Raw genomic sequence first — 21458 nt, forward strand, 5'->3', positions numbered from 1 at the left:
CCGAAAGTCGAATTGGGCGCTAAGTGACCCCGCGTTGCTTTAATGCGAGCTAGTTGGGTTCACTGATGTCCGCGAGCACTGCGCCGAGGGCGGAGACCAGGGCGTCGGCGTCCACGAATGCACTGTAGCCGTGCTGGCCCGCCCCCATGGAAATCCGCTTGCCGGCGATGGTCCGGTCCGCGTAGACAGGCCATGCCGTGGTGCTGCCGAGCGGCGTGATGGTGCCGCGCTCATAGCCGGTTGCCTCCAGCGCCACATCCGCCGCCGGGAGCGAGAGCTTGTTGACGCCCACCAGGCTGCGCAGCTTGGGCCAGGAGATCTGGCGGTCGCCCGGGATGAGGGCGAAAAGGAAGCTGCCGTCCTTGTGCTTCACCACGAGGGACTTCACGATGTCCGCCGGGCTGATGCCAAGGATCGAGGCCGCCTCCTCGAGGCTGTGGGCCGCCAGCCGTTCGACGAGCTGGACGTCCAGGCCGCGCGCCGCGGCGTCGGCAAGGAACCGCTGCCTGCCGCCGCGGCCGCCGTCGGTCCCGTTAGGGCCCGACGCCGGAACGCCGTTCATCAGTCGCGGAACAGCAGGAGGGCCTCACCCTGGCCGCCGCCCCCGCAGAGTGAGACTGCCGCCCTGCCCTGGCCGCGCCGCTTCAGTTCATGCGCTGCGTGGAGCGCCAGCCGCGCACCGGAGGCGCCGATCGGGTGGCCCAGGGCGATGGCACCGCCGTGGATGTTGCACTGCTCCAGCGGGTAGTCCAGATCCTTGAGGGACTGCACGGCCACTGAACCGAAGGCTTCGTTTATCTCGATGAAGTCCAGGTCCGCGGTACTCCAGCCGGCCCGGTCCAGCGCGTTCCGGATGGCGTTGGAGGGCTGGGAGTGGAGTGAGTTGTCCGGGCCGGCCACCTGCCCGGGCTTGCCCACAACAGCCAGGTACTCGAGTCCGTTCTCCTCTGCGAACTTGCGCGTGGTCAGGACCAGGGCGGAAGCGCCGTCGGACAGGGGAGAGGAGTTGCCGGCAGTGATGGTGCCGTCTGTGACGAAGGCGGCCCGCAGGCCGGCCAGGGATTCGACGGTGGTGTCCGGCCGGACGCCCTCGTCAGTGGAAACCACCAAGGGATCGCCCTTGCGCTGCTTGACGCTGATCGGGGAGATCTCGTCGTCGAAAACGCCGTTCTTCGAGGCGATCGCGGCACGCTGGTGTGAGTTGGCGGCCACATTGTCCTGCGCGGTCCGGTCAATGCCCAGCGTCAGGTTCTTGGATTCGGTGGACAGGCCCATCGACTGGCCGTCGAACGCGTCGGTCAGGCCGTCGTGTGCCGCAACATCCAGCGCCTGGACGGTGCCGTAGTTCCAGCCCTGGCGGGAGCCGGGGAGGACGTGGGGTGCCCGCGTCATCGATTCCTGGCCGCCGGCGACGACGACGGTGGCGTCGCCGGCACGGATCATCCGCGCCGCATCGATCACCGCGGTAAGCCCGGAGAGGCAGACCTTGTTAATGGTCACCGTGGGGACGTTCCAGCCGATGCCCGCGCCGATGGCGCTCTGGCGGGCCGGGTTCTGCCCGGCCCCGGCCTGCAGGACCTGGCCCATGATGACGGCGTCCACCTGGCCGGCGTCCACTCCGCTCGCCGCAATGGCCGCCTTGATGGCGTGGGCCCCGAGCTCGACGGCGGTGAAGCTCGCCAGCTGCCCGTTCAGCCGGCCCTGCGGGGTGCGCGCGCCGGACAGGATGACAACGTCGCTGTTGTCCGCGGAAATGCTCATGGATGTTCTCTTCCGATCTTTGGTCGATGGTTGGCCTAAGGGTATCGTGAGCCCGGTCACCTATCCATTCAACGCTGGGAAGGCGGGGCGCATTCCGGTTAGGTGCCCGTGGCAACGGTGCTTGCATTCTGCTGGCAAGTGGGGTAGACACGCGTGGGGTTTTGCCGTATCGTAGATATTTGCGTCTTCCCTGTTTACCTTCAGCCTTCATATAGCGGTGGGCTTAGCCTGTTAGCTGTTCCATCAATGTGCCGTGAACAACGTCACCAGCATGGGCAGAACCAGGTCCCGGGTCATATAGCGGAACCGGATGGTAGCACTGCGGAGTCACTTCGCAGGGTGAAAAGCGGGGGAGATCTGAAAACGCCTGAAGGTCTGTGGAAGGATCCCTCTTGGTCGCCTCGAGCACCTCTAATAACGAAACCGCTAATACGGCAAGCACCGATGGTGCGACTCGCCGGCTCTCATTCGCAAAGATTCACGAACCTCTTGACGTTCCGAATCTGCTTGCCCTGCAGACGGACAGCTTCGACTGGCTGGTCGGAAATGAACGCTGGCAGGCCCGCGTTGCGAAGGCCGTCGAAGAAGGCGACCTGAGCGTCGCCACCACCTCCGGTCTTTCCGACATCTTCGAAGAGATCTCCCCGATTGAGGACTTCCAGGGCACCATGTCCCTGAGCTTCTCCGATCCGGAGTTCGCTGATCCGAAGTACACCATGGCTGAATGCAAGGACCGGGACGCTACGTACTCGGCACCGCTGTACGTCAAGGCCGAATTCATGAACAACAACACGGGCGAAATCAAGCAGCAGACCGTGTTCATGGGTGACTTCCCGCTGATGACCGAGAAGGGCACCTTCGTCGTCAACGGCACCGAGCGTGTCGTCGTTTCCCAGCTGGTCCGTTCCCCGGGCGCTTACTTTGAGCGCGCCGCTGACAAGACCAGCGACAAGGACATCTTTACCGCAAAGATCATTCCGTCCCGCGGCGCCTGGTTCGAGCTCGAGATCGACAAGCGCGACCAGGTCGGCGTGCGCCTCGACCGCAAGCGCAAGCAGTCGGTCACGGTGCTGCTGAAGGCCCTCGGCTGGACCGAAGGCCAGATCCTCGAGGAGTTCGGCCAGTACGACTCCATGCGTGCAACGCTGGAGAAGGACGCCACCGAAACTCGCGAAGACGCCTTGCTGGACATTTACCGCAAGCTGCGTCCGGGCGAGCCGCCCACAGTCGAGGCTGCCCAGTCCCTGCTGGACAACCTGTACTTCAACTCCAAGCGCTACGATCTGGCCAAGGTTGGCCGCTACAAGATCAACCGCAAGCTTGGCATCGACCGCTCCCTTGGCGACAAGGAAGCCTCGGTCCTGCACGTTGAAGACATCGTGGCCATGATCAAGTTCCTCGTCGCGCTGCACGCCGGCGAGAAGACCCTCATGGGCAAGCGCGACGGCGAAGACCACGAGCTGCGCGTCGAGATCGATGACATCGACCACTTCGGCAACCGCCGCATCCGCGCCGTCGGCGAGCTCATCGAGAACCAGGTCCGCACCGGCCTGTCCCGCATGGAGCGCGTCGTCCGCGAACGCATGACCACGCAGGACGTCGAGGCCATCACGCCGCAGACACTGATCAACATCCGTCCCGTGGTGGCAGCCATCAAGGAGTTCTTCGGAACCTCCCAGCTGTCCCAGTTCATGGACCAGAACAACCCGCTCTCGGGTCTGACCCACAAGCGCCGCCTCTCCGCGCTGGGCCCGGGCGGTCTGTCCCGTGACCGTGCCGGCATGGAAGTTCGAGACGTTCACCCGTCCCACTACGGACGTATGTGCCCCATCGAAACCCCTGAAGGCCCGAACATTGGTCTGATCGGTTCGCTGGCATCCTACGGCCGCATCAACCCGTTCGGTTTCATCGAGACGCCGTACCGCCTGGTCAAGGATGGCGTCGTCTCCGACGACGTCCAGTACCTGACGGCCGACGACGAGGCAGAGGTCCTGATCGCGCAGGCCAACGCCCCGCTCGACGAGAACAAGCGCTTCGCTGAAGAGACCGTCCTGGTCCGTGCCCGCGGTGGTGGAGGCGAGCCCGTGCTCGTTCCCGCAGCCGACGTGCAGTTCATGGACGTCTCCCCGCGCCAGATGGTGTCCGTGGCAACCGCCCTGATTCCGTTCCTCGAGCACGACGACGCCAACCGCGCACTCATGGGTGCCAACATGCAGCGCCAGGCTGTGCCGCTGGTCCGTTCCGAGGCCCCGTTCGTGGGTACCGGGATGGAGCGTGCTGCCGCAGTCGACGCCGGTGACGTCACCATCGCGAAGAAGGCCGGTGTGGTTACCGAGGTCTCCGCTGAGCTGGTCATCATGCTCAACGACGACGGTACGGAAACCAACTACCGCATCAACAAGTTCGCTCGCTCCAACCAGGGCAACTGCTACAACAACCGTGTCCTGGTGAACGAAGGCCAGCGCCTCGAGGTCGGCGGCATCATCGCTGACGGCCCGGCAACGGACCAGGGCGAGCTCGCCCTCGGTAAGAACCTGCTCGTGGCATTCATGTCATGGGAAGGCCATAACTTCGAGGATGCCATCATCCTGTCCCAGCGCATCGTGGCCGAGGACGTCCTGTCCTCCATCCACATCGAGGAGCACGAGATCGATGCCCGCGACACCAAGCTTGGTGCCGAGGAAATCACCCGTGACATCCCCAACGTGTCTGAGGAAGTCCTGGCAGGCCTGGACGAGCGCGGCATCATCCACATCGGTGCCGAGGTTGAAGCCGGCGACATCCTGGTCGGGAAGGTCACCCCGAAGGGTGAAACCGAGCTGACCCCGGAAGAGCGCCTGCTGCGCGCCATCTTCGGTGAGAAGTCCCGGGAAGTCCGCGACACCTCCCTGAAGGTTCCGCACGGCGAGTCCGGCACCGTCATCGGCGTGCGCGTCTTCGACCGCGACAACGACGACGAACTGCCCCCGGGCGTCAACCAGCTGGTCCGCGTCTACGTGGCTGCCAAGCGCAAGATCACCGACGGCGACAAGCTCGCCGGCCGCCACGGCAACAAGGGTGTTATCTCCAAGATCCTCCCGGTCGAGGACATGCCCTTCCTTGCCGACGGTACCCCCGTCGACATCGTCCTGAACCCGCTGGGTGTTCCGGGCCGTATGAACGTCGGCCAGGTGCTGGAAACGCACCTCGGCTGGGTTGCCAAGACGGGCTGGAAGATCGAAGGCGAGCCGGAGTGGGCCAAGCAGCTGCCGAACCTGCCGCGCGAGAGTGGCCAGACCACTGTTGCAACGCCGGTCTTCGACGGCGCCCGCGAAGAGGAAATCACCGGTCTGCTGGACTCCACCAACCTGACCCGTGACGGCGAACGCCTGATCAACTCCTCGGGCAAGACGCGCCTGTTCGACGGCCGCTCCGGCGAGCCGTTCCCGGATCCGATCTCGGTCGGCTACATGTACATCCTGAAGCTCCACCACCTGGTGGACGACAAGATCCACGCCCGCTCCACCGGCCCGTACTCCATGATCACGCAGCAGCCGCTGGGTGGTAAGGCACAGTTCGGTGGCCAGCGCTTCGGTGAAATGGAAGTGTGGGCGCTCGAAGCTTACGGCGCCGCCTACACGCTCCAGGAACTGCTCACGATCAAGTCCGATGACATCCACGGCCGTGTGAAGGTCTACGAGGCGATCGTCAAGGGCGAGAACATCCCTGAGCCGGGTGTTCCCGAATCCTTCAAGGTGTTGATCAAGGAAATGCAGTCGCTGTGCCTGAACGTGGAAGTGCTTTCCACGGACGGAACCACAATTGAAATGCGTGACTCTGATGACGCAGTCTTCACGGCTGCGGAAGAACTGGGCATCGATCTGTCTCGTGCAGAGCCCAGCTCCGTAGAAGAGGTCTAGCAGGGGTCCCGACGGCGGGTGGTGACCACCCGCCGTCGGCCTCTCCCTCTCCCCGTAAACAAGACTTCAGAATTTAGAGAACAAGAGAGAACAGGGACCATATGTCCAGCGAATCCTCCTTCGGCCTCATGCAGATCGGCCTCGCCACCGCGGAAGACATCCGCGGCTGGTCGTACGGCGAGGTTAAGAAGCCGGAAACCATCAACTACCGCACGCTCAAGCCCGAGAAGGACGGCCTCTTCTGCGAGAAGATCTTCGGCCCGTCCCGTGACTGGGAATGCTACTGCGGCAAGTACAAGCGCGTGCGCTTCAAGGGCATCATCTGTGAGCGGTGTGGCGTCGAGGTCACCCGCGCCAAGGTGCGCCGTGAGCGCATGGGCCACATCGAACTGGCTGCTCCCGTAACCCACATCTGGTACTTCAAGGGTGTTCCGTCCCGCCTGGGCTACCTCCTTGACCTGGCTCCGAAGGACCTTGAAAAGGTCATCTACTTCGCTGCCTACATGATCACCAGCGTCGACGAGGAAAACCGCCACGCGGAACTGCCCAACCTGCAGGTTGAGCATGACGTCGAGAAGAAGCAGCTGATCGACAACCGCGACTCCGACATCGCCGCGATCGCCCGCGACCTTGAGGGCGAGCTCGCCCGTCTCGAGGGCGAGGGTGCCAAGGCTGCCGACAAGAAGAAGGCACGCGACTCGGCCGACCGCCAGATGGCGAACGTCCGCAAGCGCGCCGACGCCGAGATCGAGCGCCTCGAGCAGGTCTGGGACCGCTTCAAGAACCTGAAGGTCGCCGACCTCGAAGGTGACGAGGGCCTGTACCGCGAGCTGCGTGACCGCTACGGCATGTACTTCGAAGGCTCCATGGGTGCCGAGGCCATCAAGAAGCGTCTTGAGAACTTCGACATGCAGGCAGAGTCCGACAACCTGCGCGACATCATCGCCAACGGCAAGGGCCAGCGCAAGACCCGCGCCCTGAAGCGCCTGAAGGTGGTCAACGCGTTCCTGACCACCAACAACAGCCCGCTCGGCATGGTGCTGGACGCCGTCCCGGTGATCCCGCCGGAACTGCGCCCGATGGTCCAGCTGGACGGTGGCCGCTTCGCGACCTCCGACCTCAACGACCTCTACCGCCGCGTGATCAACCGCAACAACCGACTCAAGCGACTGCTTGACCTGGGTGCTCCGGAGATCATCGTCAACAACGAGAAGCGCATGCTTCAGGAAGCCGTTGACAGCCTCTTCGACAACGGCCGACGCGGCCGTCCGGTCACCGGACCAGGCAACCGTCCGCTGAAGTCCCTGAGCGACATGCTCAAGGGCAAGCAGGGCCGGTTCCGCCAGAACCTCCTCGGCAAGCGCGTCGACTACTCCGGCCGTTCGGTCATCGTCGTCGGCCCGCAGCTGAAGCTGCACCAGTGTGGCCTGCCCAAGCAGATGGCGCTGGAGCTCTTCAAGCCGTTCGTGATGAAGCGCCTGGTTGACCTCAACCACGCCCAGAACATCAAGTCGGCCAAGCGCATGGTCGAGCGTTACCGTCCGCAGGTCTGGGACGTGCTGGAAGAGATCATCACCGAACACCCGGTGCTGCTCAACCGTGCACCTACCCTGCACCGCCTCGGTATCCAGGCATTCGAGCCGCAGCTTGTTGAAGGCAAGGCCATCCAGCTCCACCCGCTGGTTTGTGGCGCGTTCAACGCTGACTTCGACGGCGACCAGATGGCAGTCCACCTGCCGCTGAGCCCCGAAGCCCAGGCTGAAGCACGCATCCTGATGCTGTCGTCCAACAACATCCTGAAGCCGTCTGACGGCCGTCCGGTGACCCTGCCTTCGCAGGATATGATCATCGGCCTCTACCACCTGACCACCAAGCGCGTGGGTTCAGCCGGTGAAGGCCGGATCTTCGGCTCCGTGTCCGAGGCCATCATGGCCTTCGACGCTCACGAGCTGCACCTGAACTCCCAGGTCAAGATCCGCCTTGAGGGCTTTGTTCCTTACGCCGGCTGGGAAGCTCCGGAAGGCTGGGAGCAGGGTCAGCCCGCACTGGTGGACACATCCCTGGGCCAGGTTCTCTTCAACGAGACCCTGCCCGAGGACTACCCGTGGGTTGAGGCTGTTGCCGACAAGGGCGAGCTGTCCCGCATCGTCAACGACCTCGCGGAGCGCTACCCGAAGGTTGTCACGGCCGCAACGCTGGACAACCTGAAGGACGCCGGTTTCTACTGGGCCACCCGCTCGGGCGTCACCGTCGCGATTTCCGACATCGAGGTTCCGGAGGCCAAGCCGGCCATCCTGGCCGGATACGAGGAGCGCGCCGCCAAGATCCAGGGACAGTACGACAAGGGCCTGATCGACGACGACGAGCGTCGCCAGGAACTGATCGAGATCTGGAACAAGGCAACCAACGAGATCGCCCAGGCCATGCGCGACAGCCTGTCGCCCATGAACACCATCAACCGCATGGTGTCCTCCGGTGCACGTGGTAACTGGATGCAGGTCCGCCAGATCGCGGGTATCCGTGGCCTGGTGGCCAACCCGAAGGGTGAAATCATCCCGCGTCCGATCAAGTCCTCCTACCGTGAGGGCCTGTCGGTGCTGGAATACTTCATCGCGACGCACGGTGCACGTAAGGGTCTTGCCGACACCGCGCTGCGTACCGCCAACTCGGGTTACCTGACCCGTCGTCTGGTGGACGTTTCGCAGGACGTCATCGTCCGTGAAGAGGACTGCGGCACCGAACGCGGCCTCGTCACCCCGATCGCCGTGGCTGACGCCAACGGTGAGCTGACCCTGGACGAGAACGTCGAGAACAGCGCCTACGCCCGTACGCTGGCCGTGGACGTCGTCGACTCCAAGGGCAACGTCCTGGCTCCGGCCGGCACCGACTGCGGTGACGTCGTGATCGCTGAGCTGTTCGCAGCCGGCATCACCGAGGTCAAGGTCCGCTCCGTGCTCACCTGTGAGTCCAGCGTCGGAACCTGTGCCCTGTGCTACGGCCGTTCGCTGGCCACCGGCAAGACCGTGGACATCGGTGAAGCTGTGGGCATCATCGCCGCGCAGTCCATCGGTGAACCCGGTACCCAGCTGACCATGCGTACGTTCCACACCGGTGGTGCTGTTTCCGCCAGCGGTGGCGACGACATCACCCAGGGTCTGCCCCGTATCCAGGAGCTCTTCGAAGCCCGTACCCCGAAGGGTGTGGCGCCGATTGCGGAAGCAGCCGGCCGCATCACCATCGAGGAATCCGAGCGCCAGATGCGCCTGGTGATCACTCCGGACGACGGTTCCGAAGAGATCGCCTACCCGGTCCTGCGCCGGTCGCGTCTCCTGATCGAGGACGGCCAGCACGTGTCGGTGGGCCAGAAGCTCATCAACGGTCCGGTCGACCCGAAGCAGGTCCTGCGCATCATGGGTCCGCGTGCCGCACAGAAGTTCCTCGTGGACGAAGTGCAGGGCGTGTACCGCAGCCAGGGCATTGGCATCCACGACAAGCACGTGGAAGTCATCGTCCGGCAGATGCTGCGCCGCGTCACGGTCATCGAATCCGGCGACTCCGACCTGCTCCCGGGTGAGCTGGCCGAACGCAGCCGGTTCGAGGACGCCAACCGCCGCGTTGTATCCGAGGGCAAGACTCCGGCTTCCGGACGTCCCGAGCTCATGGGTATCACCAAGGCGTCGCTGGCCACCGAGTCCTGGCTGTCCGCAGCCTCCTTCCAGGAGACCACCCGCGTCCTGACGCAGGCGGCCATGGAAGGCAAGAGCGATCCGCTGCTGGGCCTCAAGGAGAACGTCATCATCGGTAAGCTGATCCCGGCCGGCACGGGTCTCCCGCGCTACACCGAGATCACGGTGGAACCGACTGAAGAAGCAAAGGCCAACCTGTTCACCGGCCCGAGCGCATTCAGCGATTTCTCCTACGACACGCTGGGCGGCGACGGAGCTCCTGAGTTCCACGCCATCCCGCTGGATGACTACGACCTGGGCAACGACTTCCGGTAATCGTTCCTGAAGCAACGCGGGGTCACTTACGGCCCGATCCACCCTGTGGATTGGGCGCGGAGTGACCCCGCGTTGCTGTTTAACCCCGGGAATCCGCGCGGATTAAGGCCTCGGGGCAGTCCGTGCTAAACTTGAGACCAATTGTTATTGTGGCAGTGGATGAGTGCGCCCGGTGTTAGCTAGAAGGCTGTTTCAGCTGAACGGCAGAACCGAGAGCGACGTTTCCGGTTTGCAGGGTTCTTGTGCAACGTATGCCACATTTTCGCATGCCTAGGGACAATTGCAGCCGCGAGCTGCATCGTCCTCCGTGTGCGAATCCGACATCAAGGCTTCGCCTCAGCTGCTCTGGAGACTTCTTCAAAGCTCGGGCGGCGAGGCAAAGAAACAGGAGAGCGGCTGTCAGAGGCCGCTCCGGATAAAACGGAGAACACGAAAGTGCCTACGATTAACCAGCTGGTCCGGAAGGGCCGCACGCCGAAGGTCTCAAAGACCAAGGCTCCCGCGCTTAAGGGCAGCCCGATGCGCCGCGGTGTTTGCACCCGCGTCTACACCACCACCCCGAAGAAGCCGAACTCGGCTCTGCGTAAGGTTGCACGTGTGCGCCTCAACGGTGGCATCGAAGTTACCGCCTACATCCCCGGTGTTGGCCACAACCTCCAGGAGCACTCCATTGTGCTCGTCCGTGGTGGTCGTGTGAAGGACCTCCCCGGCGTCCGCTACAAGATCGTCCGCGGTGCCCTCGATACCCAGGGTGTCAAGAACCGTAAGCAGGCACGCAGCCGCTACGGCGCAAAGATGGAGAAGAAGTAATATGCCTCGCAAGGGTCCGGCCCCCAAGCGGCCGCTCGTATCAGATCCCGTCTACGGCTCCCCGCTGGTCACCCAGCTGATCAACAAGGTGCTGGTTGACGGCAAGAAGTCCACCGCAGAGCGCATCGTTTACGGTGCCCTCGAAGGTGCACGCGCGAAGTCCGGCGGCGACCCCGTCGCAGCCCTCAAGAAGGCCATGGACAACGTCAAGCCTTCCCTCGAGGTCCGCTCCCGCCGTGTCGGTGGCGCCACCTACCAGGTTCCGGTTGAGGTCAAGCCGGGCCGCTCCACCGCCCTCGCCCTGCGTTGGCTGGTCGGCTACTCCAAGGCCCGCCGCGAAAAGACGATGACCGAGCGTCTCCAGAACGAAATCCTGGATGCCTCGAACGGTCTCGGTGCCGCTGTGAAGCGTCGCGAAGACACCCACAAGATGGCCGAGTCCAACAAGGCCTTCGCCCACTACCGCTGGTAAAACTTCCCGTACGCCGCCGGCTCAGACGAGCCGGCGGCGAACGCGTAGTCCATCCGAAAGGGAGACACCGTGGCACAGGACGTGCTTACAGACCTTAGTAAGGTCCGCAACATCGGCATCATGGCCCACATCGATGCCGGCAAGACCACCACCACCGAGCGCATTCTGTTCTACACAGGTGTGAACCACAAGATTGGCGAAACGCACGACGGCGCTTCGACCACCGACTGGATGGAACAGGAAAAGGAACGCGGCATCACCATCACGTCTGCCGCCGTGACCTGCTTCTGGGAAAACAACCAGATCAACATCATCGACACCCCGGGCCACGTGGACTTCACGGTTGAGGTTGAGCGCTCCCTGCGCGTCCTCGACGGTGCCGTTGCCGTCTTCGATGGCAAGGAAGGCGTTGAGCCGCAGTCTGAGACCGTTTGGCGCCAGGCTGACAAGTACAACGTTCCGCGTATCTGCTTCGTCAACAAGATGGACAAGCTCGGCGCTGACTTCTACTTCACCGTAGACACCATCATCAGCCGCCTCGGCGCCAAGCCGCTGGTCATGCAGCTGCCCATCGGTGCCGAGAACGACTTCATCGGCGTCGTGGACCTGCTCTACATGCGCGCACTGGTGTGGCCCGGCGATGCCAAGGGTGACGTCACCATGGGCGCCAAGTACGAAATCCGCGAGATCCCGGAAGACCTCAAGGCCAAGGCCGAGGAATACCGTTCAACTCTCGTGGAGACCGTTGCAGAGGCCTCCGAAGAGCTCATGGAGAAGTACCTCGAAGGTGAAGAACTCACCATCGATGAACTCAAGGCCGGCATCCGCAAGATGACGATCAACTCCGAGCTCTACCCGGTGTTCTGTGGTTCCGCGTTCAAGAACCGTGGCGTTCAGCCGATGCTCGATGCAGTCGTCGACTACCTGCCGAACCCGCTCGACGTCCCGCCGATGATCGGTCACGATCCCCGCGACGAAGAGAAGGAACTGACCCGCAAGCCGTCCGCCGAAGAGCCGTTCTCCGCACTGGCCTTCAAGATTGCTGCGCACCCGTTCTTCGGCCAGCTCACCTTCATCCGCGTGTACTCCGGTCACGTGGAAGCAGGCGCACAGGTGGTCAACTCCACCAAGGGCAAGAAGGAGCGCATCGGCAAGCTGTTCCAGATGCACGCCAACAAGGAAATGCCCGTCGAGGGCGCTACCGCCGGCCACATCTACGCAGCGATCGGTCTGAAGGACACCACCACGGGCGACACCCTGTGCGACTCCAGCAACCAGATCGTCCTCGAGTCCATGAGCTTCCCGGAGCCCGTGATCTCGGTTGCCATCGAACCCAACACCAAGGGTGACCAGGAGAAGCTCTCCACGGCCATCCAGAAGCTCTCCGCTGAGGACCCGACCTTCCAGGTCTCCCTCAACGAAGACACCGGCCAGACCATCATCGCCGGCATGGGCGAGCTCCACCTGGACATCCTGGTGGACCGCATGCGCCGCGAGTTCAAGGTCGAGGCCAATGTTGGCAAGCCGCAGGTTGCTTACCGCGAAACCATCAAGCGTGCCGTTGAGCGTCACGACTACACGCACAAGAAGCAGACCGGTGGTTCCGGCCAGTTCGCGAAGATCCAGATCGCGATCGAACCGCTGGACACTGCGGAAGGCGAGCTGTACGAGTTCGAGAACAAGGTCACTGGTGGCCGCGTTCCGCGCGAATACATCCCGTCGGTCGACGCCGGTATCCAGGACGCGCTGAATGACGGTGTCCTGGCCGGTTACCCGGTTGTTGGCATCAAGGCAACGCTGGTTGACGGCGCGTACCACGATGTTGACTCCTCGGAAATGGCGTTCAAGATCGCCGGCCGTATGGCTTTCAAGGAAGCCGCACGCAAGGCGAACCCTGTTCTGCTCGAACCGCTGATGGATGTCGAGGTCCGCACCCCTGAGGAATACATGGGTGAAGTTATCGGTGACCTCAACTCCCGCCGTGGCCAGATGCAGTCCATGGAGGATGCCCAGGGCGTCAAGGTTGTCCGCGCACACGTACCGCTGTCCGGCATGTTCGGCTACATCGGTGACCTGCGTTCGAAGACCCAGGGCCGCGCTGTGTACTCCATGACGTTCAACAGCTACGCCGAGGTCCCGAAGGCAGTTGCCGACGAGATCATCCAGAAGTCCCGCGGCGAATAGTCCCCAGGACTGTCCACGCGACAAGCTGCGAAAAACCAGGTGCGTTTCCCCTGCGGAAACACACTTAGTGCGGATGGCCGGAACACTGGTTCCGGCCCGGTTCCGGCCATCAGCACGAACAGGCTCTAGGCACTAGTATTAGTTCCTGAATCTGCAATTTCATCAATCCAAAGCCCCCAAGTAGACTTACTGGAGTTTCTGCCGCGATAAGCGCGGTCGAAGGTAAGCCATTTGAAAAACGTTCTAGGAGGAACCTGTGGCAAAGGCAAAGTTCGAGCGGACTAAGCCGCACGTTAACATCGGTACCATTGGTCACGTTGACCACGGTAAGACGACGTTGACGGCCGCCATTTCCAAGGTGCTGTACGACAAGTACCCGACTCTCAACGAGAAGCGTGACTTCGCGTCGATCGACTCTGCTCCGGAAGAGCGTCAGCGCGGCATTACCATCAACATCTCCCACGTTGAGTACCAGACCGAGAAGCGCCACTACGCACACGTAGACGCTCCGGGTCACGCTGACTACATCAAGAACATGATCACCGGTGCTGCTCAGATGGACGGCGCAATCCTCGTGGTTGCCGCTACTGACGGTCCGATGGCTCAGACCCGCGAGCACGTTCTGCTCGCCCGCCAGGTTGGTGTTCCCTACCTGCTGGTCGCGCTGAACAAGGCAGACATGGTTGACGACGAGGAACTCCTCGACCTCGTTGAAATGGAAGTTCGTGAGCTCCTGAGCTCGCAGGGCTTCGATGGCGACGAAGCACCGGTTGTCCGCGTTTCCGGCCTCAAGGCTCTGGAAGGCGACCCGGAGTGGGTCAAGTCCGTTGAGGACCTGATGGCTGCTGTCGACGAGTCCGTTCCGGACCCCGTACGTGACCGCGACAAGCCGTTCCTGATGCCGATCGAAGACGTCTTCACGATCACCGGTCGTGGCACCGTTGTGACGGGTCGCGCCGAGCGCGGTACCCTCGCCATCAACTCTGAGGTCGAGATCGTCGGTATCCGTCCGGTCCAGAAGACCACCGTTACCGGTATCGAGATGTTCCACAAGCAGCTCGACGAAGCATGGGCCGGCGAGAACTGTGGCCTCCTGCTCCGCGGTCTGAAGCGCGACGACGTCGAGCGTGGCCAGGTTGTCGTCAAGCCGGGTTCCATCACCCCGCACACCGACTTCGAGGCCAACGTCTACATCCTGTCCAAGGACGAAGGCGGACGTCACAACCCGTTCTACTCGAACTACCGCCCGCAGTTCTACTTCCGTACCACGGACGTAACCGGCGTTATCACCCTGCCGGAAGGCACGGAAATGGTTATGCCTGGCGACAACACTGAGATGACCGTTGCGCTCATCCAGCCGATCGCTATGGAAGAGGGCCTTGGCTTCGCTATCCGTGAAGGCGGCCGCACCGTTGGTTCGGGACGTGTCACCAAGATCATCAAGTAACTCTTGCTGATCGCGGGCCGTTCATCGGCCTGATCTTCGAAAACAGCCCCGCTGCCCTTGGCAGCGGGGCTGTTTTTGTATCCGCGGTTCCCGCCTGTGGACAGCACCCTGCCCCTGATATGGTTGGTGCTCGCGAGAGAGAGGAACGTCATGGGTTGGCTAATTTTCCTGCTGGTGGTTGCCGCCGTGGTGGTGGGCGTGGTTTGGGCGAAGAAGCACTTCCGCCACGAGATTGAGCGCGCCAAGCGGATCAACCGGGCGAACAAGAACCAGTAGCTGCAGCGCCCGTAGGGCACCGCGTCTTCAGGCCGTGCGCCCCCGTGCACGGCTGAGTGCCTGCAGCCAGTAGAAGGACTTCTTGGGCGTCCGTTTCAGGGTTTCGAAGTCCACATGCACCAGACCGAACCGCTGTGAATACCCGGCGGCCCATTCGAAATTGTCCATGAACGTCCAGACGAAGTAGCCGAGGAGTTCCACGTCGTGCGCGATGCCGCCGGGCGCCGTGGCGTTCATCGCCTGGTCCAGATGATGCGCCAGGTAGTCGATCCGCCCCGAGTCCGCGATGGGACCGGTCACGTGCTCGGGCTCCGGAAAACTTGCGCCGCTCTCGGTGATGTAGACCGGCGGCAAGGCTGCCCCGTACCTGTCCTTGAGCTCCCGCAGCAGGATGCCCAGATGCTCCGGCGCCACCGGCCAGCCGAACCCGGTGGTGGCGTATTCGGGGAAGGCCGCGAGATGGAACGGCACCCGTGACATGGCCTGCGCATCGCCTGCCGGCGTGCCCGGGGGTCCCTGGCCTGCGGCGACGCGCACGGGGTAGTAATAGTTCACCCCGTAGAAGTCGAGCGGCTGGCTGATCAGGCGGAGGTCGTCGTCGGACGTCCGGGACAAAAACCTGAACCACGGGCGGGCGGCAAGCGGCGGCGCGGGGTAGCGCCCCAGGAGGATGGGATCGGCGTATACACGGTTGAGGACAAGGTCGCAGACCTTGGCCAGCAGCCGGTCAGCCAGCCGCCGGGTGGCAGGGCGCACGGGGGAGTGCAGGTTGGTGACGCCGATGGTTCCCGCCACGCCCGCCGCGCGCAGGGCCTGGACCGCGAGCCCGTGGCCGAGCAGCTGGTGGTGGACCGAAGGCAGCGCCTTGAACAGCAGGTCGCGGCCGGGCGCGTGGACGCCAAGTGCGTAGCCGTTCAGCGTGACGGATACGGGTTCGTTGAGCGTGACCCACTGCGCCACCCGGTCGCCGAGCCGCTTGCCGGCTGCCGCCGCGTACTCGGCGAAGCGTTCGGCCGTTGCACGGTTCATCCACCCGCCAGCGCGCTCCAGGGGGAGGGGAGTGTCCCAGTGGTAGAGCGTGGCCATGGGGGAGATGCCGGCCGCCAGCAGCAGGTCAACCAGCCGGTCGTAGAAGTCCAGGCCCCGCGGGTTGGCCGCGCCGTGGCCCTCCGGATGGATCCTGGGCCATGAGATCGAGAAGCGGTAGGAGTCGATGCCGAGTTCGCGCATGAGGGCAACGTCCTCCGGCACGCGGTTATAGTGGTCACAGGCCACTTCCGGGGAATGACCGCTGAGAATGTTGCCTGGTGTGGCCGCGAAGGCATCCCAGCCCGACGGCCCGCGGCCGTCCGCCGCGAGGGCGCCTTCGATCTGGAAGGCGGCGGCAGCAACGCCCAGCGTGAAATCCGGGCGCAGGCGTCCGGCGAGGTTCTGCACCCACGCGGCGTTGACGGCGTCGGCGTTCTGCACGGCCATTTACCCATCATCCAACCGATGATTGCCGGAGGCAATGACCGTTTGGCGTGCGGGATCGGCGGCGAGATTGGTACCGCAAGGGCCCCGATTCGCATCCTCGGACAAATTCCGGCATACTAGTTGAGTTGTTCAAGCGCTTCTTCGTGTCCCGATCCGGATAATGCCGGGTGTCAGGGTCCAGGCTGAAGCCCAAACATAACCCAACTCCCCAAGGAACTGCGGGCTCGTGCGTTTTACACAGCGCGACACGCCCGACCGCGGGGGTCGGGTGCGCCGGCAGGTTGAGGAACCCGGATTCATCCGGATTCAGCTTGTGCGGCGGATGGTAGTTACGACTTCAAATGCTTCGGCAGCCATACAACACGCAAGTAAACAGAGCAGCACTTACTGAAAGAGAGTCAGGCGACATGGCGGGACAAAAAATCCGCATCCGGCTGAAGTCATACGACCACGAGGTCATTGACGTTTCAGCACGGAAGATCGTTGAGACGGTCACGCGCGCAGGCGCAACGGTAGTCGGCCCCGTGCCGCTGCCCACGGAGAAGAACGTGTACTGCGTTATCCGCTCTCCCCACAAGTACAAGGACAGCCGCGAGCACTTTGAAATGCGCACGCACAAGCGTCTGATCGACATCATCGACCCCACGCCCAAGGCTGTTGACTCGCTCATGCGTCTCGACCTGCCGGCCGACGTGAACATCGAAATCAAGCTGTAGGGAGGTGCTGAGAGACTATGACCGCAACCCGTAACGTAAAGGGCCTGCTGGGCACGAAGCTCGGCATGACCCAGGTCTGGGACGAGAACAACAAGCTCATCCCCGTCACTGTTGTCCAGGCTGACTCGAACGTCATCACCCAGCTGCGCAACGCAGAGACTGATGGCTACGTCGCCGTTCAGATCGGCTACGGCCAGATCGATCCCCGCAAGGTCACCAAGCCGCTGGCTGGTCACTTTGAAAAGGCAGGCGTCACGCCTCGCCGCCACGTCGTAGAACTGCGCACCGCAGATGCTGACTCTTACGAGCTGGGCCAGGAGCTTTCTGTTGAGCTCTTCGAAGCCGGCCAGAAGATCGACGTCGTTGGCACCACCAAGGGTAAGGGCTTCGCCGGTGTTATGAAGCGTCACGGCTTCCACGGCGTTGGAGCTTCCCACGGTGCCCACAAGAACCACCGTAAGCCTGGCTCTATCGGTGGAGCATCCACCCCGAGCCGCGTCTTCAAGGGCATGAAAATGGCCGGCCGCATGGGCGCCGTTCGTCACACCACGCTGAACCTCACGGTCCACGCGGTTGACGTCGAGAAGTCGCTGCTCCTGATCAAGGGCGCCGTTCCCGGTGCCCGCGGCCAGGTCGTACTCGTACGCACCGCCGTGAAGGGAGCCTAGTTCAATGGCTAACACTGTCAAGGTTGACCTGCCTGCAGAGATCTTCGACGTTCAGACCAACGTGCCGCTGCTGCACCAGGTCGTCGTTGCCCAGCTCGCTGCTGCTCGCCAGGGTACCCACAAGACCAAGACCCGCGCCGAAGTTTCCGGTGCAGGCCGCAAGCCGTTCAAGCAGAAGGGCACCGGCCGCGCCCGTCAGGGATCGATCCGCGCTCCGCACATGACCGGCGGTGGCGTCGTCCACGGGCCCACCCCGCGTGACTACAGCCAGCGGACCCCCAAGAAGATGATTGCTGCTGCCCTGCGCGGCGCTCTCTCTGACCGCGCCCGCAACGGCCGCGTCCACGTCGTTTCTGAACTGGTTGCCGGCGACAAGCCGTCCTCCAAGGCAGCACTGGCAGCCCTGCGCGGAGTCTCCGAGCGCAAGAACCTGCTGGTCGTCATCGAGCGCGCGAACGACGTTGCTGCACTCTCCGTGCGCAACCTCCCCGAAGTCCACGTCCTGTACGTGGACCAGCTGAACACCTACGACGTGCTCGTTTCCGACGACGTAGTCTTCACCAAGGCTGCCTACGAAGCATTCGTTGCTGACAAGGCTGCAAAGAACCAGGAGGATGCCAAGTGAGCGCAGCCACCATCAAAGACCCGCGCGATGTTGTGCTTGCACCCGTCGTCTCGGAAAAGAGCTACGGCCTGATCGACGAGGGCAAGTACACCTTCCTGGTGGACCCCCGCTCGAACAAGACCGAGATCAAGCTGGCCGTGGAGAAGATTTTCTCCGTCAAGGTCGAATCGATCAACACCATCAACCGTGCCGGTAAGCGCAAGCGCACCAAATTCGGATGGGGCACCCGCAAGAGCACCAAGCGTGCCATTGTGACCCTCAAAGAAGGCACTATCGACATCTTCGGCGGTCCGCTCGCGTAGCGGAGACCACTTTAACGAGGAAATAAATTATGGGAATCCGTAAATACAAGCCGACTACGCCGGGCCGTCGCGGCTCGAGCGTAGCTGACTTCACCGAAATCACGCGGTCGACGCCGGAAAAGTCGTTGGTACGTCCGCTGCCCAAAAAGGGCGGCCGTAACAACACCGGTAAGATCACCACCCGTCACAAGGGTGGTGGACACAAGCGCCAGTACCGTCTGATCGACTTCCGTCGTCACGACAAGGACGGCGTCAACGCCCGCGTTGCCGAAATCGAGTACGATCCGAACCGCACGGCTCGCATCGCCCTCCTGCACTACGTTGATGGCACCAAGCGCTACATCATCGCCCCGAACAAGCTCTCCCAGGGCGACTTCGTGGAAGCCGGCGCCAACGCTGACATCAAGCCTGGCAACAACCTGCCCCTGCGCAACATCCCCGTGGGTACCGTTATCCACGCGGTTGAGCTGCGCCCGGGCGGCGGTGCCAAGATGGCCCGTTCCGCCGGTGCTTCTGTTCAGCTCGTCGCCAAGGAAGGCCGTTTCGCCCAGCTGCGTCTGCCCTCCGGCGAAATCCGCAACGTTGACGTGCGCTGCCGCGCCACGATCGGCGAGGTCGGCAACGCCGAGCAGTCGAACATCAACTGGGGCAAGGCCGGCCGTATGCGGTGGAAGGGCGTTCGCCCGACCGTCCGTGGTGTCGCCATGAACCCGGTTGACCACCCGCACGGTGGTGGTGAAGGTAAGACCTCCGGTGGTCGTCACCCGGTCAACCCGAACGGTAAGCCTGAAGGCCGTACCCGCCGCCCCAACAAAGAGAGCGACAAGCTTATTGTTCGTCGCCGTCGTACTGGCAAGAACAAGCGATAGGAGCCTGGACACATGCCACGCAGCCTGAAAAAAGGTCCTTTCGTTGACCAGCACCTCTTTGTGAAGGTCGCAAGGGAAAACGAAAAGGGCACCAAGAACGTCATCAAGACCTGGTCCCGCCGCTCGATGATCATCCCCGACATGCTCGGGCACACGATCGCCGTGCACGACGGACGCAAGCACATCCCGGTGTTTGTCACCGAGTCGATGGTCGGGCACAAGCTCGGCGAATTCGCTCCCACGCGGACATTCCGCGGCCATGTCAAGGACGACCGTAAGGGCAAGCGCCGCTAGGCGCCTGCACTTACGTCAAAGACGAGAGAAGGAAAGCAATGGAAGCCAAGGCAATTGCGCGCCACATCCGCGTAACGCCTATGAAGGCCCGGCGCGTCGTCAACCTTGTTCGTGGTAAGCAAGCGAACGAGGCTCTGGCAATTCTGAAGTTTGCCCCCCAGGCAGCTTCGGAGCCGGTATTCAAGGTAGTTCAGTCGGCAATCTCCAACGCCCGGGTCCTCGCGGACCGCGACGGTGTTGCGTTCGACGAAGGTGACCTCATCATCAGCGAAGCGTTTGTTGATGAAGGCCCGACCATGAAGCGGTTCCAGCCGCGTGCTCAGGGTCGTGCATTTCAGATCAAGAAGCGCACCAGCCACATCACCGTGGTAGTCGCTACCCCGGAGAAAGAGGAGGCTCGCTAAGTGGGACAGAAAGTAAACCCGCACGGGTTCCGACTCGGCATCACCACCGATCACGTATCGCACTGGTTCGCTGACAGCACCAAGTCCGGCCAGCGGTACAAGGACTTCGTTCGCGAAGACATCCGTATCCGCCAGCTCATGTCCACGGGCATGGAGCGCGCCGGCATCGCCAAGGTCGAGATCGAGCGCACCCGTGACCGTGTCCGCGTGGACATCCACACGGCACGTCCGGGCATCGTCATCGGCCGCCGCGGCGCCGAGGCAGACCGCATCCGTGGCGAGCTCGAAAAGCTCACCGGCAAGCAGGTCCAGCTGAACATCCTCGAGGTCAAGAACCCCGAGATGGAAGCCCAGCTTGTTGCCCAGGGTGTTGCAGAGCAGCTGACTTCCCGCGTGGCATTCCGCCGTGCGATGAAGAAGGCCATGCAGTCCGCACAGCGTGCCGGTGCCAAGGGTATCCGTATCGCTTGCTCGGGCCGTCTGGGTGGCGCAGAAATGTCCCGCTCGGAGTTCTACCGCGAAGGCCGTGTGCCCCTGCACACCCTGCGCGCGAACATCGACTATGGCTTCTACGAAGCCAAGACCACCTTCGGCCGCATCGGCGTGAAGGTCTGGATCTACAAGGGCGACGTCACCTCCAAGGAACTGGCTCAGCAGGCAGCTGCTGCTCCGTCCCGTGGCCGTTCCGGCGACCGTCCGGGCCGCCCGGGTGGCGCTGACCGTGGTGACCGCCGCCGTCGTAACGACCGTCCGGCAGCCGACGCAGCACCTGCTGCTGCAGCTCCGGCAGCCGAGGCAGCAGCACCGGCACAGGCAGCAGAAGGAGGACAGGCTTAAATGCTTATCCCACGTCGAGTCAAGCACCGTAAGCAGCACCACCCGGGTCGTTCCGGCGCTGCCACGGGCGGTACCAAGGTCTCCTTCGGTGAGTACGGCATCCAGGCCCTGAGCCCGGCATACGTCACGAACCGTCAGATCGAATCTGCCCGTATCGCGATGACCCGCCACATCAAGCGTGGCGGTAAGGTCTGGATCAACATTTACCCGGACCGTCCGCTGACCAAGAAGCCTGCCGAAACCCGCATGGGTTCCGGTAAGGGTTCGCCGGAATGGTGGGTCGCCAACGTCAAGCCGGGCCGGGTTCTCTTTGAACTCTCCGGTGTCAGTGATGAGGTAGCTCGCGAGGCCCTGCGCCTGGCGATCCACAAGCTCCCGTTGAAGGCACGCATTGTGCGTCGCGAAGGTGGTGAATAG

The 21458-nt window shown here is 63.0% G+C and carries 19 protein-coding genes; 16 read left to right on the forward strand and 3 right to left on the reverse strand.

Features of this window, described 5'->3' with window-relative positions; genetic code table 11:
* Positions 1–49: 49 nt before the first annotated feature.
* Both AC57BR_RS21720 and AC57BR_RS21725 read right to left on the reverse strand, forming a co-directional pair.
* Positions 50–562: an aminoacyl-tRNA deacylase gene (locus AC57BR_RS21720; RefSeq protein WP_496364380.1), complete on the reverse strand. Its 513-nt coding sequence runs from the start codon at positions 560–562 to the stop codon at positions 50–52.
* Complete coding sequence (locus AC57BR_RS21725; RefSeq protein ID WP_496364382.1) at positions 562–1761, reverse strand: acetyl-CoA C-acetyltransferase; 1200 nt, start codon at positions 1759–1761, stop codon at positions 562–564. The genes AC57BR_RS21720 and AC57BR_RS21725 overlap by 1 nt, the downstream gene beginning before the upstream one ends.
* A gap of 392 nt (positions 1762–2153) precedes the next feature.
* Here AC57BR_RS21725 and rpoB point away from each other — a divergent pair, with 392 nt between their 5' ends.
* The 7 genes from rpoB to AC57BR_RS21760 all read left to right on the forward strand — a co-directional run bounded on the left by rpoB (position 2154) and on the right by AC57BR_RS21760 (position 14850).
* Positions 2154–5660, forward strand: coding sequence for a DNA-directed RNA polymerase subunit beta (gene rpoB / locus AC57BR_RS21730; protein ID WP_496364384.1), 3507 nt, complete (start codon positions 2154–2156; stop codon positions 5658–5660).
* Positions 5661–5761: 101 nt separating this feature from the next.
* Positions 5762–9661: a DNA-directed RNA polymerase subunit beta' gene (locus AC57BR_RS21735; protein ID WP_314191557.1), complete on the forward strand. Its 3900-nt coding sequence runs from the start codon at positions 5762–5764 to the stop codon at positions 9659–9661.
* Positions 9662–10096: 435 nt separating this feature from the next.
* The gene (gene rpsL, locus AC57BR_RS21740; RefSeq protein WP_003803830.1) at positions 10097–10471 is read left to right on the forward strand and encodes a 30S ribosomal protein S12; all 375 of its coding nucleotides are present in this window, start codon (positions 10097–10099) and stop codon (positions 10469–10471) included.
* 1 nt (position 10472) lies between these two features.
* Entirely contained in the window at positions 10473–10943 is a 471-nt protein-coding gene (gene rpsG / locus AC57BR_RS21745; RefSeq protein WP_003803829.1) for a 30S ribosomal protein S7, read from the forward strand.
* 69 nt (positions 10944–11012) lie between these two features.
* Positions 11013–13127, forward strand: coding sequence for an elongation factor G (fusA, locus tag AC57BR_RS21750; protein WP_003803828.1), 2115 nt, complete (start codon positions 11013–11015; stop codon positions 13125–13127).
* Between the two features lie 256 nt (positions 13128–13383).
* Positions 13384–14574 carry an elongation factor Tu gene (tuf, locus tag AC57BR_RS21755; protein ID WP_003803827.1) on the forward strand — a complete coding sequence of 397 codons (1191 nt, stop codon included), beginning with the start codon at positions 13384–13386 and terminating at the stop codon, positions 14572–14574.
* Between the two features lie 150 nt (positions 14575–14724).
* Positions 14725–14850: a hypothetical protein gene (locus tag AC57BR_RS21760; protein WP_262982871.1), complete on the forward strand. Its 126-nt coding sequence runs from the start codon at positions 14725–14727 to the stop codon at positions 14848–14850.
* Positions 14851–14877: 27 nt separating this feature from the next.
* On the opposite strand, the gene AC57BR_RS21765 is transcribed toward AC57BR_RS21760, so the two are convergent.
* Positions 14878–16326, reverse strand: coding sequence for a GH1 family beta-glucosidase (locus tag AC57BR_RS21765; protein WP_496364389.1), 1449 nt, complete (start codon positions 16324–16326; stop codon positions 14878–14880).
* A gap of 407 nt (positions 16327–16733) precedes the next feature.
* On the opposite strand from AC57BR_RS21765, the gene rpsJ reads away from it, so the two are divergent.
* The 9 genes from rpsJ to rplP are packed head-to-tail and all read left to right on the forward strand — an operon-like array spanning position 16734 to position 21458.
* Positions 16734–17042 carry a 30S ribosomal protein S10 gene (rpsJ, locus tag AC57BR_RS21770; protein WP_003803825.1) on the forward strand — a complete coding sequence of 103 codons (309 nt, stop codon included), beginning with the start codon at positions 16734–16736 and terminating at the stop codon, positions 17040–17042.
* 17 nt (positions 17043–17059) lie between these two features.
* Complete coding sequence (rplC, locus tag AC57BR_RS21775) at positions 17060–17710, forward strand: 50S ribosomal protein L3 (RefSeq protein ID WP_003803812.1); 651 nt, start codon at positions 17060–17062, stop codon at positions 17708–17710.
* Positions 17711–17714: 4 nt separating this feature from the next.
* Positions 17715–18335: a 50S ribosomal protein L4 gene (rplD, locus tag AC57BR_RS21780; protein ID WP_496364392.1), complete on the forward strand. Its 621-nt coding sequence runs from the start codon at positions 17715–17717 to the stop codon at positions 18333–18335.
* Positions 18332–18637, forward strand: a complete 306-nt coding sequence (gene rplW / locus AC57BR_RS21785; protein ID WP_003803807.1) for a 50S ribosomal protein L23 — start codon at positions 18332–18334, stop codon at positions 18635–18637. Before rplD ends, rplW begins: the two co-directional genes overlap by 4 nt.
* A gap of 29 nt (positions 18638–18666) precedes the next feature.
* Complete coding sequence (rplB, locus tag AC57BR_RS21790) at positions 18667–19506, forward strand: 50S ribosomal protein L2 (protein ID WP_003803804.1); 840 nt, start codon at positions 18667–18669, stop codon at positions 19504–19506.
* A 12-nt stretch (positions 19507–19518) separates the two neighbouring features.
* On the forward strand, positions 19519–19800 hold the full coding sequence (gene rpsS, locus AC57BR_RS21795) for a 30S ribosomal protein S19 (protein WP_003803803.1): 282 nt from the start codon (positions 19519–19521) through the stop codon (positions 19798–19800).
* Positions 19801–19838: 38 nt separating this feature from the next.
* Positions 19839–20204: a 50S ribosomal protein L22 gene (gene rplV / locus AC57BR_RS21800; RefSeq protein WP_003803798.1), complete on the forward strand. Its 366-nt coding sequence runs from the start codon at positions 19839–19841 to the stop codon at positions 20202–20204.
* The gene (rpsC, locus tag AC57BR_RS21805; protein WP_003803796.1) at positions 20205–21041 is read left to right on the forward strand and encodes a 30S ribosomal protein S3; all 837 of its coding nucleotides are present in this window, start codon (positions 20205–20207) and stop codon (positions 21039–21041) included.
* A complete protein-coding gene (gene rplP / locus AC57BR_RS21810) occupies positions 21042–21458 on the forward strand; it encodes a 50S ribosomal protein L16 (RefSeq protein ID WP_102973688.1) in 417 nt (138 codons plus the stop codon).

It is taken from the genome of Arthrobacter sp. BGA-UO-ETr-C19 (genome assembly GCF_059568005.1).

Coding starts and splice junctions, on each gene's coding strand:
- AC57BR_RS21720 (WP_496364380.1), bottom strand. CDS start 562: ATGAACGGCGTTCCGGCGTCGGGCCCTAACGGGACCGACGGCGGCCGC.
- AC57BR_RS21725 (WP_496364382.1), bottom strand. CDS start 1,761: ATGAGCATTTCCGCGGACAACAGCGACGTTGTCATCCTGTCCGGCGCG.
- AC57BR_RS21735 (WP_314191557.1), top strand. CDS start 5,762: ATGTCCAGCGAATCCTCCTTCGGCCTCATGCAGATCGGCCTCGCCACC.
- rpsG (WP_003803829.1), top strand. CDS start 10,473: ATGCCTCGCAAGGGTCCGGCCCCCAAGCGGCCGCTCGTATCAGATCCC.
- AC57BR_RS21760 (WP_262982871.1), top strand. CDS start 14,725: ATGGGTTGGCTAATTTTCCTGCTGGTGGTTGCCGCCGTGGTGGTGGGC.
- AC57BR_RS21765 (WP_496364389.1), bottom strand. CDS start 16,326: ATGGCCGTGCAGAACGCCGACGCCGTCAACGCCGCGTGGGTGCAGAAC.
- rpsJ (WP_003803825.1), top strand. CDS start 16,734: ATGGCGGGACAAAAAATCCGCATCCGGCTGAAGTCATACGACCACGAG.
- rplC (WP_003803812.1), top strand. CDS start 17,060: ATGACCGCAACCCGTAACGTAAAGGGCCTGCTGGGCACGAAGCTCGGC.
- rplD (WP_496364392.1), top strand. CDS start 17,715: ATGGCTAACACTGTCAAGGTTGACCTGCCTGCAGAGATCTTCGACGTT.
- rplB (WP_003803804.1), top strand. CDS start 18,667: ATGGGAATCCGTAAATACAAGCCGACTACGCCGGGCCGTCGCGGCTCG.
- rpsS (WP_003803803.1), top strand. CDS start 19,519: ATGCCACGCAGCCTGAAAAAAGGTCCTTTCGTTGACCAGCACCTCTTT.
- rplV (WP_003803798.1), top strand. CDS start 19,839: ATGGAAGCCAAGGCAATTGCGCGCCACATCCGCGTAACGCCTATGAAG.
- rplP (WP_102973688.1), top strand. CDS start 21,042: ATGCTTATCCCACGTCGAGTCAAGCACCGTAAGCAGCACCACCCGGGT.